The following is a 16,055-nucleotide window of genomic DNA, read 5'->3' as shown; positions in this document are numbered from 1 at the left end:
TACTCCTGTATCGCTGTGGTATCGGTGGGTCAGACGCGTTCGATGATGGTGGCCACACCCATGCCGCCACCCACGCAGAGGGTGATGAGGGCGCGCTTGCCGCCGGTGCGCTCCAGTTCATCGAGGACGGTGCCGGTGATCATGGCGCCGGTCGCGCCGAGCGGGTGGCCCATGGCGATGGCCCCACCGTTGACGTTGAGCTTCTCGTCGGGGATGTCCATGTCCTTCTGGAAGCGCAGGACGACGGAGGCGAAGGCCTCGTTGAGCTCCCAGAGGTCGATGTCGTCGGCGGTCAGGCCGGCGGTGGCGAGGGCCTTCTTGGCGGCCGGGGTCGGCCCGGTGAGCATGATGGTGGTGTCGGCCCCGGAGGTCGCGGCGGCGACGACCCGCGCGCGCGGGGTCATCCCCATCTCCTGTCCGGCCTTCTCGGAGCCCACGACGACGAGGGCGGCGCCGTCGACGATGCCGGACGAGTTGCCGCCGTGGTGGACGTGGTTGATCTCCTCGACCCAGTGGTACTTCTGCAGCGCGACGGCGTCGAAGCCACCCATGTCACCGACCATGGCGAAGGAGGGCTTGAGGCCGGCGAGGGCCTCGACGGTGGTGCCGGGGCGCATGTGTTCGTCGTGGTCGAGGATGGTGATGCCGTTGATGTCCTTGACGGGCACGACCGACTTGGCGAACCGGCCCTCCTCCCAGGCGCGGGCGGCGAGGCGCTGCGAGCGCTCGGCGTAGCGGTCCACGTCCTCGCGGGTGAAGCCCTCGAGGGTGGCGATGAGGTCGGCGCCGATGCCCTGGGGCGAGAAGTAGGTGTCGTAGTTGGTGGCGGGGTCCATCGCCCAGGCGCCACCGTCGGTGCCCATGGGGACGCGCGACATGGACTCGACCCCACCGGCGAAGACGACCTCGTCCCACCCGGAGCGGATCTTCTGGGCGGCCATGTTGATGGACGTCAGCCCCGAGGCGCAGAAGCGGTTGATCTGCACGCCGGCGACCGTGTCGGGCATGCCGGCGGCCAGGGCCGCGATGCGGGGCAGATCCATCCCCTGGTCCCCGAGCGGGGTGACGATGCCGAGGATGATGTCCGAGATGCGGTTCTCGTCGAGATCGGGGAACCGACGACGCGTCTCCTCGATGAGGCCGACCACCAGGTCGATCGGCTTGACCCCGTGTAGGGCACCGCCGGGCTTGCCCTTACCTCGCGGTGTCCGGATGGCGTCGTAGATGAATGCCTCGGTCATGGGTGGGCCACGCTCTTTCTCTTAGCGAACAGGTTCGTATTCCAGTCAGGTTGGTAGCGACCCCATCGGGCTGTCTCTGTGAAGTTCAGCGCTGACGTGATGAGGGTTGTAGTTGTGCGAGGTGAACGCGCTCGCGGTGGCTGGGTCAACGCTCTAGATCAATTCCCGTGCCCGAGAACGCGAGTAACACAGATGGTGGATATGAGGCATGGCCGCAGTTCGAGTTCTATCTCCGATGATGGGCTACTGCCGCCTGTGCCCCCGGCCCGGGTGGGCCGGGGGCACGTATAGCTGGAAGATCAGGGCGGGCACGGTCATGTCCTAAGACTGCTCCGTCGCTCGATATGAGCGTCGATCACCAGCTGGAGTAACCCGGAGCGACTGCCGACCACGGCGTTTTGGTCTCGATCTGTCCGGCCAGACGCAGGAGTATGTCTTCGCGGGCGTAGTCAGCGGCGAGCTGAATCCCGACAGGTAGCCCGTTGTCGTCTGCCCCAGCGGGTAGGGAGATCGCGGGTTGACCCGACACGTTGAACAGGGAGGTAGTAGTGGAATAGGTGGCAGCACGGGTCCAGAGAGTCTTTGGGTCTGTCACGTCGAGATACCCGATCTCGGGGACGCTGAGAGGTACCGACGGCAACAGCAGGACGTCGACGCCGTCATCGCCGAACAGAGTTCCGAGTTGCCAGCCGATGCGCTGCGCGGCCTGAAGGTCGAGGTTGAGGTTGGCCGCAGTCAGTCCGCGCCCATTGTCGAGGATGGTACGGGTGAATGGTTCGAGGTCGTCGTCACGGAGTTCTCGGCCGAGTTGGGCTAGTCGTTTGTCGACGGTTGCCGACATCTGTGCCATCATGATCCGTCCACTGACTGTGATCGCATGGACGACGTCGATGCCTAGGTCGACTTCGTAGAGCTCGTGACCGAGCTCTTCCAGCAGCGCAGCTGTGCGGTCCACGACCTCGGTGATTACGGAGTCTGTGGGGAAGGGTTCGGGTGCTGCCCGAACGATTCCGATCCGTAGCTTCCCCGGATCGATGCCGACTTCGTCGAGGAACGGCCGGACTGGAGTCGGAGCTCCGAAGGCGTCGCCGGGCAGGTGTCCGCAGGTTACGTCCAGCAGCGCCGCGGAATCCCGGACGGTCGTGGTAAGTGCGTGGTGCGTGGTCACTGGGGAGGCAAAGCCCGCCGGGTGGGGCCAGGTCGGGATCCGGCCCCGGCTGGGCTTGAGGCCGACCAACCCGCACGCCGAGGCGGGGATCCGAATGGACCCACCGCCGTCGGTGCCGTGCGCGACCGGAACCATTCCCGAGGCGACGGCTGCCGCCGACCCGCCGCTGGACCCGCCGGTAGAGTAGCCCGTGTTCCACGGGTTACGGCACGGTCCGTAGAACAGTGACTCGGTCGTGGGCATCTTGCCCATTTCGGAGACGTTGGTGGTACCCAGGACCACCATGCCAGCAGCTTTGTAGCGTCGGACTATGGCCGAGTCGGCCTCGGCGATAACGTCCGCGAATAACCGGGAGCCGTCGGTGGCGGGTTGGCCGCACACATCAGCTCCGAGGTTTTTGATCAGAATAGGCACGCCCCGCAGCGGACCGTCCGGCAAGCCGGCGTCGATCTCGGCGAGAGCGTCATCGGCTCGCGTGGACACCACGGCGTTGAGTTCTGGGTTGAGCGCCTCGATGCGACGCAAGGCCTCTTCGGCGACTTCACGGGCGCTGGTATTTCCTGAGCGGATTTCCGCAGCCAAGCTGACCGCGTCACGGTGCGCGGAGACGGCAGGCGGTGATGCGGGGGAGGTGGTCGTGTCGGTCACGGCTCAATCCTCGAGGTAGGCGTCGTCGAAAAGAACTACCGAGTGCGTCGTTGACTTGGCCCCGTGCAGGGACTCGTCGATGATCACGTACTCCACGCCGTTAGCGAAGACGGTGTAGGGGAGCACCTCGTTGTGGACTTCCTGGAGTCTGGCGGCCGCTTCCTTCTGAGAGTCGATGTCGGCTGCGGCCTTGAGCTCGGTGATGGCTGCGGTGAGTCGGGGGTCGTCAATCCCGGTAAGGTTTGTGGCACCACCCGGGGTCATGCCAGAGGCAAACGTGGACGCCGGGTCGGCGTCGGATACGGCAAGTCCTCCCAGCACCAGTTCGTAGTCGCCCTTGAACTGGCGCGCCGTCACCTGCGAGATTGGCGCGTTCTCGATCGTCACGTCGAAACCTGCCGCGTCCAGCAGTGCCTTGACCACGACTCCTGACTCGACCAGCTCCGGTGCGTCTGAGATTAACAGCGTGACTTTGCCGTCCCAGCTTTTCTCCTGCTTGAGCTTGGTCACGAGCGCAGCCGCCCGGTCCTTGTCGAACGCCGGCCCCTGCGCACCGCCGGCAAACCGCGACGTTTCGGCAAGGATGGCCGAGTTGGGCTGCCCCTCGCCACCGTTGAGCCGCTGGTCCATCAGCTCGCGATCCAGGGCGAATCCCACCGCCTGGCGGGCACGCGGATCGGTAAACACGCCGTCGTACCCGCCCGTGCCGGAGTTCATGTTGACCACAGCACCGGAACTGACCACCTCGAGGAAACCCTTCTCCCCTGCATCCTGAGCGGCGTTGACGAACTTGGGCCCCCGAAGGAACCCCGCCTGCAGTTCACCATTCTGGAAGGCGTCAAAGGTGCCCTGTGAACCCGGAATTTGCACGAATCTCAAGGTCGGGCAGACGGGGCCACCGTAGTAGTCGGGATTGGGCTGCAGGACCACCTTCTGATTTGGGATGTACTCATCCATGACGAAGGCACCGGCACCGATGGGCGCCCGCGCCCACTCCTCCGGACTACTGGCTTCGTACGCCTTCTGCGGGATGACTTCCCCGACCGTGCCTGACAGCAATGCCGGGAAGCCCGCCCACGGTTCGGAGAGAGTCATCTGCACGGTTCGCGGATCAACCACCTTGACGTCGTCGATCTGCATGGCGTCGGTCATCGCGACCGACCGAGTAGCCGGGTTCTGATGCAGCCCAACGGTGAACGCAACGTCCTGCGCGGTCAGCGGATCACCGTTGGAGAAGTTCACGCCCTCACGGAGTGCCAACGTCCACACGGTGTTGTCCTCGTTCGACTCCAGCGACTCCGCCAGTTGTGGGACGAACTCTCCAGCCTGACTGTCCCAGCGCATGAGACGGTCGTAGATGGCCGCGGACTGAGCTCCACCGCGCACACCGAACTGACCCTGTCCCGGGGCGAACGACGGCAGCATGACGTACTCACCCATGGTGATCGTCCCACCGACCTTGTCCGGGGTGCACTCCTCACCCATGGTCGGCACCAGCGCGCCGGCGTCGACTTGATCGACGGGCCCCTCGCTACTTCCACACGCGCTCAGGACAACAGTCGCAGCCGTGAGAATTGCCGCAGCATTGGCGTATTTCATTGCGCTCCAAAAGGTGAGTTAGAGGGGTTCGTAGTACGAGACGAGGAGCCGACGACTCGACTCTGCGTGACGAGTATCACGAACTGTGGACAACTAGTCAATAGCTAAAAATGGCGACCTGATGGCGTGGCGAGATGGGTGAGGCGACCGAGTTTTCGCGCTGAGGCGTCTCGTTGACGCCTGTATCTCGACGCGTCGAAATCGAGCATAGCGGACCGTCTACCAGCAGTTATGGGCGAAGCATTGACACCGTAAGGGGCAACCCTTACAGTGCATAAATGTGACTGGAGCCACTTCTCGACAGGCGATGATTGACGCTGCTGAGCGAATTGTCGCCGAGCGAGGAATGCCTGCGCTCACCTTCACGGAAGTTCAAGCCGCGGCGAATCAACTGAATAACTCGGCCGCGAAGTACCATTTTGGTTCTCGGGAGAATCTGCTCGGCGCCGTGGTGGAATCTCGAATGGCGCGTGTCCATATTCGCCGGCAGGAGATGCTCGACGAACTCGAACAATCAGGCCGGAGCCCATCCGTGCGTCAGGCCATGGAAGTGTTGGTTCTTCCACTAGCCGCGGAGACCGTCTATCGGGAAGGGAGTCGCTGTGCCCGATTTCTGGTTCAGGCCGTGTTCGACCCCGCACTGGAGGCCGTCCTGCGCGGCCATCTCCACGCTGATAGTTACTTGGCGACAATGAAGCTGTTGACCGATCTGTCCCAAGTCTCGCCCGAGGTCGGGCGGTGGCGTGCGCAGAACGTCAACATGCTCCTCATGACCGCTCTCGCGGCACAAGAGGGCTACGAGCGAACGATCGAGGAATGTGACGCGATCGTCGCCGATCTGGTCAACATGTGTGTCGGCGCATTCGACGCTCGGACGTCGTTTCCGGCTCTGATCGGCACCTCGCTCAGAAGTAGTCACGCGCTCCCGGCCCGGCTCCAACCAGTGCCCACGCCTGTCGATCCGCTGACCTGACTCCCGGCTGCTGTCTGGTCCAGCGCTGCGTGTGCTCATCCTCATCCCGCCGCTGCTTCGACTCACCTGACCATTCGCGATCTACAGGTGTACGTACAACCGCTCCATCGAGCTATCTGTCGCTGCCCGATACAGATCAAGGACAACTCGTATGACACTCAATCTCGCCGACCTCTTCGAAGCCGTCGTCGACGCTGTTTCCGAGCGCAGTTGCATCGTCTGCGGTGACGAGCGACGAACCTATCTGCAGCTCGAACACCGTGCCAATCAGCTCGCCCACGCACTTGAGGCCTCGGGTGTGGAAGCCGGGGAGCATGTCGGCATCCACATGCGCAACAGCGTCCAGTTCGTGGAGTCGATACTGGCCTGCCTGAAAATCCGGGCAGTTCCGGTCAACATCAACTACCGCTACACCGAAGCTGAACTCATCTACCTGTACACCGACGCGCAGCTGACGACCGTGATCGCAGATAGCGAGTACTTGCCCGTCATCCAGGCCGCGCTGACATCGTGTCCCAGCATCACGACACTGTTCTGCCTGGGATCGATCGACGCGCAGGGCAGTGGAGCAGCCAAGCTCTTCGACTTCGAACTCGCGCTGGCCGCGCAATCCACCACACGAGACTTCGCCTCCCGCAGTGCCGATGACCGGTTCATCATCTATACCGGGGGCACGACAGGTATGCCCAAGGGTGTCGTCTGGCGCCAGGAGGACTTCTTTATGGCAGCACTTGCCGGTGGAAATCACAACGGCCCGCCCTTCACCGATAGCGGCGAGCTCGCCGCCTCCGCTGCATCAAATACCCAGCCTATGGTCACGTTGCTGCCCGCTCCGTTGATGCACGGGGCGGCCGTCTACTCGCTCTTCAGTGGTTTCTTCGCAGGCTGGAAGCAGGTGTTGATGCCAGCTTTCGATCCGCACGAGGCCCTCCGCCTCGTCCAAGACGAGCATGTGTCCTGCCTCATCATCGTTGGCGACGCGATGGCGCGGCCGCTAGCCGACGAGATCGAGCGCCACGGAGGATCGTTCGACCTCAGTGCACTGGTTATGGTCAGTTCTGGGGGGGCGCTGTGGTCTCGTAGCTCCAAAGCTCAGCTCCTTGAGCAATTGCCCAATCTGTACCTTCGCGACGGGTTCGGCGCCTCCGAGTCCGGCGTCGACGGCACACTCGAAACAGATGAGAACGGCATAACCCGGGTGCGCGGCAACCCGAACATGACGTTGGTCAACGCTGAGCTGCAGCCGATCCCGCCGGGGTCCGACGAGCTTGGGTTCATCGCGCGTAGCGGCCACGTCCCTCTGGGGTACTTCAACGATCCGATCAAGACCGCCAAGACTTTTCCCATCGTCGACGGTGTCCGCATGTCGGTCTTGGGTGACATGGGACGAATTGAGTCAGACGGCGCGATTGTTTTGCTCGGTCGAGGTTCAGGCTGCATCAACACCGGCGGAGAGAAGGTGTTCCCCGAAGAGGTTGAAGCGGCACTCAAGAGCTACCCGACCGTCATGGATGCCGTTGTCACCGGCATTCCTCACGAGCGATACGGGGAGCAGGTCGCCGCTGTGATCCAACTACGGGATGGTGCCCGCGACTTCGACGAGGATCACCTGGTGGAGCATTGCCGGGCGTTGATCGCCGGGTACAAGATTCCGCGCTCCATCACCCTCGTTTCCCACGTGGTGCGCTCGCCCGCAGGCAAGGCGGACTACAGGTGGGCACGCCAGGTCGCGACCACCTCCTGAGGCTGCCGCTTGCTGGGCCGCTGCAGTACGTTAGTGCACAACCGGAGTGTGACGAATGCAGCTAGACGGGCCGTCACGTTGTCGACGGAAGGTCAAGATGAACGATACTGGCCTTTCTGCCGACATCGTGGGCGGCCGACTGAGCGGGAAGGTAGCTGTAGTCACTGATGGTGGCCAGGGGGTGGGTGAAGGTATCGCCTTGGCTCTCGCCGCCTCTGGGGCCGCGGTGCTGCTCGTCGGTCGGAAGCTGTACAAGCTCGAGCGGGTAGCGGAGGTGATCCGCGCGGTTGGGGGCAGCGCGGACTCCCTGGCGGTCGACATCACAGAAAGTTCGGCACCAGAGGTGGTCTTCGCGACGGCTGTTCAGTGGCTGGGAGGCGTGGACATTCTGGTAAACAACGCCACTCCCGCCGGGCCGATGCCACTTGAGGACTATTCGGACGCCGACTTTCGCCTGGCCTTCGAAGCGGGACCCCGAACCTCGCTGAGCTTGATGAAGTTGACCTACCCAATCATGGCTGCACGAGGTGGGGGAGTGGTGATCAATCTTGTCTCCTCGGCCGGAGCTCGATGGGACGCCGCCGGCTATGGCGTATACGCGGCAGTGCATGAAGCCATCAGAGCGTTGACCCGAGCGGCGGCCTGGGAATGGGGAGCAGAGGGCATACGGGCACTCAATGTGGCAGCGCACGCTCGTAACCCCGGCTTGGACTGGTGGATGCGCCACAACCCGAAGGAGGCCGAAGAACTTCTCTCGGCCATCCCAGCTAGACGACCAGGCGACCCTCGATCGGACATTGGTGACGCGGTGGCCTGGTTGTGCTCAGACGAAGCGTCTTATCTGACCGGTGTCACAATCCCGCTCGACGGCGGTCAATCTCGCTGGGGGTGAACACCACGTCACATCTGGCCATGCCACAATACTGACCGCACCTTCGATTCGCAACGTTCCAGTTAGGCCCGATGCCCTAGTTGTGATCCCTGCGCCGCGCACGCGAGCGCAGTCAGCGATCGACGTCTCGAGACGCCGCTATGCGGACACTGATGAGGCATCTCGATTCGCGGCGGACCCATAGATCGGCGGGTAGGACGAGTGACTACTTACGTTACATAAGCCCTGGTTACCGGCGTGGACCCAAATCCTCCGGAATGTGTACAGCTTCGCTCGGCCCGGAAAGTCTGGACGCCGGCGCCGATAACCATCGACGGGCTGATCAACGGGCCACAACGGTCGAGACCATCACCTGATCTTCGAAGTAGCGCAGCGATGTCTGCGGACGGCTTCATAGTTGCCGCATCGGGCGCTGCAGTAGGCGCGCCGCCCGTTGCGGCTGGTATCGACGAAGACCTCCGGGCACCCTCTCCGCATGCAGGCCCCGAGCTGAGCCCCCGCGGACTCGACGGCGAAGATCGCCAGACCGCCGGCGGTGATCGCCCTGGTCCGCGCGAGCACGTCATCGTGGTCGGCCGTGAAGTGCAGGTGGGGTTTCATGCCGTCATGGGTACTCAGGAACGCTCTCGAGGTCGCCGCCTCCAGAAGGCCGTTGAGCGAAGCGCAGATCGATTCGACATCACCGGCCTCGAACGGCGCCCGCAACATGGTGGACCACTCACGCAGCTGTTGGGACTGCACCTCGGAAAGGTGCGGGTCGCGGACCTCGAACCGGTGCAGCGCGGCCACTGCTGCGCCGGTTTCCCATCCGCGGCCCACGAGCGAGACCAACTCCGCCGCCAGGAGCGGCCCCAACATGTTGTCATGGTTGAACTGCATCAACCCATTGCATCATGGTCGGGGTATGAGACACGGAAATAACATGCGGTCGACACTCCAAACCCACTCGGAAACGATGAATCGCGGCCCCAGCGGTGACCACCAGTGGCAGGTCAGCTCGACGCACCCAACCAGTGAAGGTCTCATCAGCTACGAATCCTGTCCGTGCGGCACGTACCGGGTGCGCCGCAGCGGCATACCCCTCGCCCAGACGTCTGGCAGAAACGGCCGAAATGCGCGGTGACCGGCACTAATGACGAGAAATGTCAGCTTCCATTAGCTGCTTTTGTCCGGGGAGCCGCTGTAAAGGGCAGCAGCCACCACCGGGTTGTCACCGGTGGTGGCCCGCCCTGTCAGTGGTGAGTCAGTCGGGCTGCCACGGCCGTGAGTAGCTCGCTCCAAGCCGACTGGAATTTGCAGATGCCTTCATGCTCGAGCTGGTGGAAGACATCACGGAGGTCTATGCCGACCTCGCCAAGGGCCTCGAACAACGCGGCGGGCTCCTCGAACTTTCCGGTTCTCGCCCGGGGGGATGGAATGGTCCCGTGGTCGGCAAAAGCTTCGAGGGTGGCCGCCGGCATGGTGTTGACCGTTGCGGGGGCGATGAGCTCGCTGACATACAGAGTGTCGGGGTACTGGTCGTTCTTCACCCCGGTCGATGCCCACAGGGGTCGCTGCGGACGAGCGCCCGCCGCGGCAAGTGCTTGGAACCGGTCGGAGCGCTCGAATGCCTGCTGGAACGCGGTATAGGCCAACCGGGCGTTGGCCAGTGCCGCCTGGCCCTTCAACGAGTGCGCCGCCGGTGTGCCGATGGCCTCGAGTCGGGCATCGACCTCGGTATCGACCCGGGAGACGAAAAACGATGCCACCGAGTGGATAGACGCTAGGTCCCGGCCGGCCCGGGATGCCGCGTCCAAGCCGTCAAGGTAGGCCTGCACAACTTGTATGTAGCGCTCCACTGAGAAAATCAGCGTGACATTCACACTGATGCCCTCGGCCAGGACGTCGGTGATCGCGGTCAACCCGGCGGTGGTCGCTGGGATCTTGATCAGTAGGTTGGGGCGATCCACGAGTCGCCACAGCTCAATCGCCTGAGCCACCGTGGCATCAACATCGTGGGCCAGTCGGGGATCCACCTCGATCGACACCCGGCCGTCTATAGTCCCACTGGCCTGATAGACCGGCGCCAAGACATCGCATGCGGCACGAACATCATCAGTGGTCACAGTCTGGATCACGGCGTCCACGCCATGGCCCTCGCCGTCGAGGTGGCCGATCTGTTCGTCATAGGCCGCCCCCGTCGTCAATGCCGCATGGAAGATCGCGGGATTGGTCGTCACCCCCACCACCGACCGCGTCTCCACCAGCTCTGCCAGGCGACCAGACGAAATCAAATCCCGGGACAAGTCGTCAAGCCATACCGACACCCCGGACCGGGACAAGTCGTCAAGCCGCTCGTTCTGAATCATCGTTATTCCTCCAAATCACGTCGACGATCGCTCGCCGCAGGTCTCGTCCGGGCGGGGCCCGATATCGAGCCCGCAGCCTGACTGCAGTCATCTGTGTACATCTGTGTTGTGTGGAGCCGCCGTATGGCGTATGGGCGCATCATTCCGCTGGGCGGGCGAGCCCACTCGGGCCTGGGTTCTCAGTGAACCCGGACATCGGCAGTTAGGCTTTGGCGCCCGACTTCTCGCTATACGGCCCTAGTGGTCTGTCACACCTGGACCTCGGTGCGGTCCCCGCCCCACAAAGTGTGGAAGTCACCCTCCATATCGACGCGGCGGTAGGTATGGGCGCCGAAAAAGTCGCGCAGTCCTTGCGTCAAGGCCGCAGGAAGCCGCTCTGCGCGGAGCGCGTCGTAGTAGGACAGGGATGAGGAGAACGCGGGAACCGGTATGCCCATGAGCGTCGCGGTGGCGACCACATGTCGCCAGCTGCTGACGGCGTGTTCGACCGCAGCGCGGAAGTAGGGGGCCAGGAGCAGGCTGGGCAGGTCTGGGTCCTCAGTGTAGGCCTCCTGGATCCGGTCGAGGAACGTGGCGCGAATGATGCAGCCACCTCGCCAGATCGTCGCCAGGTCACCGGGGGCGATCTTCCAGCCGTGCTCCGCGCTGCCGGCCATTATCTGGTCGAAGCCCTGGGCATAGGCCACGACCTTCGAGGCGTACAGTGCCTCGTAGATCGCGGAAATGAACGCGGCCTTGTCCGTCGGTGCGACGGCCGTGACGCCGCCGTTCAGCCCGCGGGCACGCTCGCGCTGGCCTGTTGCACTGGATAGCGCTCGAGCGAAGACCGCCTCGGCGATGCCGGTGGTGGAAACCCCCAAATCCAGTGCGGACTTCACGGTCCAGCGGCCGGTGCCCTTCTGCCCGGCCGAATCGACGATCACCTCGACCAGAGGTTTACCGGTTCGGGCGTCGACCTGGCGCAGCACCTCGGCGGTGATCTCCACTAGATAGCTCTCGAGGTCGCCGGTGTTCCACTTCCGGAAAACCTCGGCGATCTCCGCGATCGGCATTTTCAGCCCCGTGCGCATGAGGTCGAACGCCTCGCCGATTAGTTGAATGTCGGCGTACTCGATGCCGTTGTGCACCATCTTGACGAAATGCCCGGAACCGTCCGGCCCGACGTGGGTGCAGCACGGCTGACCGTCGACGCGGGCGGAGATCGACTCCAGCAGCGGACCGAGGTGCTCGTATGACTCCGCGGGCCCGCCCGGCATGATCGACGGACCGTTGAGCGCGCCCTCTTCGCCGCCGGAGATGCCGGCTCCGACGAAGTGCAGACCGCGCTCGCGCATCGCGGCTTCTCGGCGGATGGTGTCGGTATATAGCGAGTTCCCGCCGTCGATGATGATGTCGCCGGGGTCCATGAGGTCGGCGAGTTCGTTGATCACGGCGTCGGTGGCGGCTCCCGCTTGGACCATGACCAAGACGCGGCGCGGTGTCTGCAGCGAGTCGAGAAACTCGCGGACCGTGCCGGCGGGGATGAAGTCGCCTTCGTGGCCGTGGGCGTCGATGAGCGCGTCGGTCTTGGCGCGGGAGCGGTTGTGGACCGCGACGGTGTGGCCGTGACGTGCAAAATTTCGAGCGATGTTGGATCCCATCACCGCCAGTCCGGTGACGCCGATGTGAGCGCGGGCAGTGGAGTCGGTCATATGTCCTCGGGAGTGTCGATGCGGATGCGAATCCACGTTGTGGTTCTAGATGCTCGAGCGGGCGCGTCGGAGCGCGGTGACGAGCCCGTCGGTGGAAGTGTCGCCGGTCGAGGCCGGCGTGGTCCCCGTGATCGCATCACCGAGTTCGAGCGCCGAGGCCTTGCCGAGCTCGACGCCCCATTGGTCGAACGAGTTGATATTCCAGACCACGCCTTGGACGAAGACCTGGTGTTCGTAGAGGGCGATGAGCTGACCGAGCGTTGAGGGAGTCAAGCGAGGGGCGATGATCGTTGTGGACGGTTGGTCGCCGGGCATGGTCTTATGGCCGACCAGGCGCTCGGGTGTGCCGTCGCGCGCTACGTCCTCGGCGGTGCGGCCGAACGCCATCACTTTGGACTGGGCAAGCATGTTGGCCAGCAGCACGTCGTGCATGGTGCCTCGGCCGTCGAGGGACGGTAGGTCATTGGTGGGTTGCGCGAAGCCGATGAAGTCGACGGGGACGAGCCTTGTGCCCTGGTGGAGTAGTTGGTGAAAGGCGTGTTGCCCGTTGGTGCCGGGTTCGCCCCAGACGATCTCCCCGGTGCCCACCATGACCGTGCTGCCGTCGGTGTGCACAGATTTTCCGTTAGATTCCATGAACAGCTGCTGCAGGTAGGCAGGCAGCCGCGCGAGGTCGTGTGAGTACGGCAGGACGACGCGCGAGTCGGCCTCGAAGAAACTGGAGTACCAGACGCCGAGCAGTCCCAGAATGATGGGCGCGTTCTTGTTCGCGGGTGCGGTGAGAAAGTGCTCGTCAATGCTGCGCATGCCGGCGAGGAACTCCCCGAACCGCTCAACCCCGATCGCGATCATCAGGCTGAGGCCGACCGCGGAGCCGACCGAGTAACGCCCGCCCACCCAGTCCCAGAACCCGAATACGTTCTCGGCGGGGATACCAAACTCGGCGGCGCGGTCAGTATCGGCGGAGACCGCCACGAAGTGGCAGGGGACAGCCGCCTCGCCTAGGGCATGAGAGATCCAGGCCCTTGCTGCCGCGGCATTGGTCATCGTCTCCAGGGTGGTGAGAGTTTTCGACACGACGACAACGAGGGTGCTGGCCGGGTCGAGTTTGGCCAGTACCGAGGTCAGGTCTGCAGGGTCGACGTTGGAGACGAAATGCGCTGTCGGGCCGTCGCAGTAGTGACGCAGAGCCCGGGTGGCCATGGCCGGGCCCAGATCTGAGCCGCCGATCCCGATGTTGACCACGTCTCGGATTGGCCGACCAGTTGCCCCGGCCCATTCGCCGCTGCGCACGCGTTCGGCGAGGTCGCCCATGCGGTCGCGTACCTCGTGGACGTCGGCGGTGATGTTCTGGCCGTCGACGGTGAGGCGGTGATCTGCGGGTAGCCGCAGGGCGGTGTGCAGGACGGCCCGGTCCTCGGTGGTGTTGATGTGGGCGCCGGCGAACATGGCGTCGCGGCGATTCTCGACTTGGCGCTCGCGGGCAAGATCCAGCAGCAAGGAGAGGGTTTCCCTGGTTGCCAGGTGCTTGCTGAAGTCAATGTAGAGACCCGCCGCGGTCGCCGTGAGGTCCCGGCCTCGGGCGGGATCGGAGGCGAAGAGGTCGGTCAGACTGAGGGATCGCACCGAGCTGTGATGTTGGACCAGGGATTGCCACGAGGGGCCGTGCGGAGGCGAAGTGGTCATTGTGGGCAGTCCTCTCATTCCAGCGCGCACAGGAAGGCCTCGGTGATCGACGGCGCCAGCGATTCGATGACCCGCCATTGGCCGGTAGTGCTGATGACGGTGTCGGGGCAGTACAACGACTGTCCTTCCGGGTAGGGAGGGGAGGTCGTCGAGTCGACCCTACCGTGGTGTACACATGTGACTACAGTTCCTGTACACAAATGACTACAGTGACGGTGGCGGGCTGCCCGGTCCGGTGGCGTCACCCGTGAGAGGCCTCGAGATGAACTCGGACACGACCGTTCCCAGTCCGGTGCCCACCGCGACCCGCCTGGCCGGAAAAGTGGCCGTGGTCACCGGCGCCGGTCAGGGTGTCGGCCGGGGTATCGCGCTCGCCCTCGCTGAATCCGGAGCCGCGGTGCTGCTGGTGGGCCGCACTATGCGCAAGCTCGAGTCGGTCGCAGAGGAGATCCGGGCCCTCGGCGGCTCTGCGGATTCCCTTGTCGCCGACATCACCGAAAACGAAGCAGCGAAGGCGATTGTCTCGACCGCAGTGAAGTGGCTGGGGGCGGTGGACATCCTGGTCAACAACGCCAACCTGGCTGAGCCGCTGCCGCTGGAAGACTACTCGGACGAGGCTTTCCGCACGGCCTTTGAGGCCGGACCGCGGGCCTCACTGAGCCTGATGAAGTGCGCCCGACCCCACATGGCGGCGCGTGGGGGCGGGGTCGTGATCAACCTGGTCTCCTCCGCCGGGGTGCGGTGGGATGCGGGCGGGTACGGCGTCTACGCCGCGGTCAAGGAGGCCATCCGGTCCCTGACGCGGGCGGCCGCGTACGAGTGGGGCGCGGAGGGCATCCGGGCCCTCAACGTCGCTCCCCACGCACACAGCCCGGGCCTGGACTGGTGGATGCGCCACAATCCGGAAGAGGCCGAGCAGTTCGTGGCGGCGATCCCGGCCGGGCGGGTGGGAGACCCCGTGGCGGACATCGGCCGGGCGGTGGCGTGGATGTGCACCGAGGAGGCCTCCTACCTGACCGGCGCCACCATCCCCCTCGACGGCGGACAGTCCCGCTGGGGCTGAGAGGCGCTCCGTATCCCGATCCCGATCCCGGCTCAGCGAACCCCGAACCCCCGACCGGGCTCCGTCCCGAGACCCGATTCCGAACCCCGACCCGAGACCCCGAGGCAGGCCAGTGCAGTTCTCCACCCCCATCGCGTTCAGCCCCATCGACCAGATCCTCGACCTCGCCCGTGCGGCGGAGGACGCCGGCTTCGCGCGGATCACACTTCCCGATTCGCTGTTCCTGCCGCACCGCCAGGACACCGACTACCCATACACGCCCGACGGGTCGCGGATGTGGGACGAGACCACCCCGTGGGTCGAGCCGCTGACCGCAATCGCGGCCATGGGTGCGGTCACCTCGACCATCCGGTTCTGCCCGCAGGTGCTCAAGTTCGGCCCGCGGCAGCCCCTGCTCCTGGCCCGTCAGCTGTCCACGGTGTCCCACCTGACCGGCGGGCGGGTGGACCTGGGTGTCGGCATCGGGTGGGACCCCAACGAGTTCGCCTGGTGTGGCGTGCCCTTTCCCGGTCGCGGGAAGCGGGTGGACGAGATGCTGGAGATCCTCCGCCTGGCCGGCGACGGTGGCTGGTTCGAGTACCACGGCGAGCACTTCGACTTCGACCGCCTGACGCTCGACCCGGCCCCCGTGGCCCAGGTGCCCTTCTATGTGGGCGGGCACACCGGCCCGGCGCTGCGGCGGGCCGTCCGCATCGGCCAGGGGTGGACCTCGGCGATGATGGGGTTCGACGAGATCGTCACCACCATCGGACGCCTGGGCGAGCTGCTCGAGGCCGACGGGCGCTCGCTGGCCGACCGCGGGGACGGCCAGCCGTTCGCCATCCAGGTGGCCTGCATCGACAAGTACGGCACCCGCGGGTTCGCCGAGCTCGCCGAGGCGGGCGTCACCGACGTCATCGTGATCCCGTGGCTGATCGAGGGCCACGGTTACGACGCCCCGCTGGAGGTCAAGCGCGAGTCCCTCGCCCGCTTCGGCGAGAAGTACATCACCGCGTGACCACC

The 16,055-nt window shown here is 64.7% G+C and carries 12 protein-coding genes; 5 read left to right on the top strand and 7 right to left on the bottom strand.

Annotation, left to right across the window (positions count from 1 at the left end; translation table 11 throughout):
• Nucleotides 1–29 precede the first annotated feature (29 nt).
• The 3 genes from ACWIFB_RS15795 to ACWIFB_RS15785 all read right to left on the bottom strand — a co-directional run bounded on the left by ACWIFB_RS15795 (nt 30) and on the right by ACWIFB_RS15785 (nt 4,497).
• Nucleotides 30–1,241 carry an acetyl-CoA C-acetyltransferase gene (locus ACWIFB_RS15795; RefSeq protein WP_378002096.1) on the bottom strand — a complete coding sequence of 404 codons (1,212 nt, stop codon included), beginning with the start codon at nt 1,239–1,241 and terminating at the stop codon, nt 30–32.
• A gap of 355 nt (nt 1,242–1,596) precedes the next feature.
• Entirely contained in the window at nt 1,597–3,057 is a 1,461-nt protein-coding gene (locus tag ACWIFB_RS15790) for an amidase (RefSeq protein WP_378002095.1), read from the bottom strand.
• Between the two features lie 3 nt (nt 3,058–3,060).
• Nucleotides 3,061–4,497 carry an ABC transporter substrate-binding protein gene (locus ACWIFB_RS15785; RefSeq protein WP_454058745.1) on the bottom strand — a complete coding sequence of 479 codons (1,437 nt, stop codon included), beginning with the start codon at nt 4,495–4,497 and terminating at the stop codon, nt 3,061–3,063.
• Between the two features lie 439 nt (nt 4,498–4,936).
• On the opposite strand from ACWIFB_RS15785, the gene ACWIFB_RS15780 reads away from it, so the two are divergent.
• The 3 genes from ACWIFB_RS15780 to ACWIFB_RS15770 all read left to right on the top strand — a co-directional run bounded on the left by ACWIFB_RS15780 (nt 4,937) and on the right by ACWIFB_RS15770 (nt 8,265).
• Nucleotides 4,937–5,629: a TetR/AcrR family transcriptional regulator gene (locus ACWIFB_RS15780; RefSeq protein ID WP_454058744.1), complete on the top strand. Its 693-nt coding sequence runs from the start codon at nt 4,937–4,939 to the stop codon at nt 5,627–5,629.
• A gap of 151 nt (nt 5,630–5,780) precedes the next feature.
• Nucleotides 5,781–7,373, top strand: coding sequence for an acyl-CoA synthetase (locus tag ACWIFB_RS15775; RefSeq protein ID WP_378002092.1), 1,593 nt, complete (start codon nt 5,781–5,783; stop codon nt 7,371–7,373).
• A 97-nt stretch (nt 7,374–7,470) separates the two neighbouring features.
• Nucleotides 7,471–8,265, top strand: a complete 795-nt coding sequence (locus ACWIFB_RS15770) for an SDR family NAD(P)-dependent oxidoreductase (protein ID WP_378002091.1) — start codon at nt 7,471–7,473, stop codon at nt 8,263–8,265.
• A gap of 348 nt (nt 8,266–8,613) precedes the next feature.
• Here the strand turns inward: ACWIFB_RS15770 and ACWIFB_RS15765 are convergent, their stop codons facing one another.
• From ACWIFB_RS15765 to pgi, 4 genes are all read right to left on the bottom strand, one after another.
• On the bottom strand, nt 8,614–9,144 hold the full coding sequence (locus ACWIFB_RS15765; protein WP_378002090.1) for a CGNR zinc finger domain-containing protein: 531 nt from the start codon (nt 9,142–9,144) through the stop codon (nt 8,614–8,616).
• Nucleotides 9,145–9,497: 353 nt separating this feature from the next.
• Complete coding sequence (tal, locus tag ACWIFB_RS15760; protein WP_378002089.1) at nt 9,498–10,613, bottom strand: transaldolase; 1,116 nt, start codon at nt 10,611–10,613, stop codon at nt 9,498–9,500.
• Between the two features lie 248 nt (nt 10,614–10,861).
• Complete coding sequence (gndA, locus tag ACWIFB_RS15755; RefSeq protein ID WP_378002088.1) at nt 10,862–12,304, bottom strand: NADP-dependent phosphogluconate dehydrogenase; 1,443 nt, start codon at nt 12,302–12,304, stop codon at nt 10,862–10,864.
• A gap of 45 nt (nt 12,305–12,349) precedes the next feature.
• Nucleotides 12,350–13,990 (bottom strand): glucose-6-phosphate isomerase, encoded by a 1,641-nt coding sequence (pgi, locus tag ACWIFB_RS15750; RefSeq protein ID WP_378002087.1) that lies wholly within the window; start codon nt 13,988–13,990, stop codon nt 12,350–12,352.
• A gap of 262 nt (nt 13,991–14,252) precedes the next feature.
• On the opposite strand from pgi, the gene ACWIFB_RS15745 reads away from it, so the two are divergent.
• The gene (locus ACWIFB_RS15745) at nt 14,253–15,053 is read left to right on the top strand and encodes an SDR family NAD(P)-dependent oxidoreductase (protein ID WP_378002086.1); all 801 of its coding nucleotides are present in this window, start codon (nt 14,253–14,255) and stop codon (nt 15,051–15,053) included.
• A gap of 112 nt (nt 15,054–15,165) precedes the next feature.
• Nucleotides 15,166–16,050, top strand: coding sequence for a TIGR03619 family F420-dependent LLM class oxidoreductase (locus tag ACWIFB_RS15740; protein ID WP_378002085.1), 885 nt, complete (start codon nt 15,166–15,168; stop codon nt 16,048–16,050).
• The last annotated feature ends 5 nt before the right edge of the window (nt 16,051–16,055 follow it).

Source organism: Dietzia sp. NPDC055340, from assembly GCF_053645335.1.
The sequence above is the reverse complement of the archived record's forward strand: the minus strand, read 5'-3'. Positions and strand labels throughout refer to the sequence as shown.

Excerpts from the sequence above, each read along its gene's own strand:
- ACWIFB_RS15795 (WP_378002096.1), bottom strand. The coding sequence starts at position 1,241 with ATGACCGAGGCATTCATCTACGACGCCATCCGGACACCGCGAGGTAAG.
- ACWIFB_RS15785 (WP_454058745.1), bottom strand. The coding sequence starts at position 4,497 with ATGGGTGAGTACGTCATGCTGCCGTCGTTCGCCCCGGGACAGGGTCAG.
- ACWIFB_RS15775 (WP_378002092.1), top strand. The coding sequence starts at position 5,781 with ATGACACTCAATCTCGCCGACCTCTTCGAAGCCGTCGTCGACGCTGTT.
- ACWIFB_RS15770 (WP_378002091.1), top strand. The coding sequence starts at position 7,471 with ATGAACGATACTGGCCTTTCTGCCGACATCGTGGGCGGCCGACTGAGC.
- ACWIFB_RS15765 (WP_378002090.1), bottom strand. The coding sequence starts at position 9,144 with ATGCAGTTCAACCATGACAACATGTTGGGGCCGCTCCTGGCGGCGGAG.
- tal (WP_378002089.1), bottom strand. The coding sequence starts at position 10,613 with ATGATTCAGAACGAGCGGCTTGACGACTTGTCCCGGTCCGGGGTGTCG.
- gndA (WP_378002088.1), bottom strand. The coding sequence starts at position 12,304 with ATGACCGACTCCACTGCCCGCGCTCACATCGGCGTCACCGGACTGGCG.
- pgi (WP_378002087.1), bottom strand. The coding sequence starts at position 13,990 with ATGACCACTTCGCCTCCGCACGGCCCCTCGTGGCAATCCCTGGTCCAA.
- ACWIFB_RS15745 (WP_378002086.1), top strand. The coding sequence starts at position 14,253 with ATGAACTCGGACACGACCGTTCCCAGTCCGGTGCCCACCGCGACCCGC.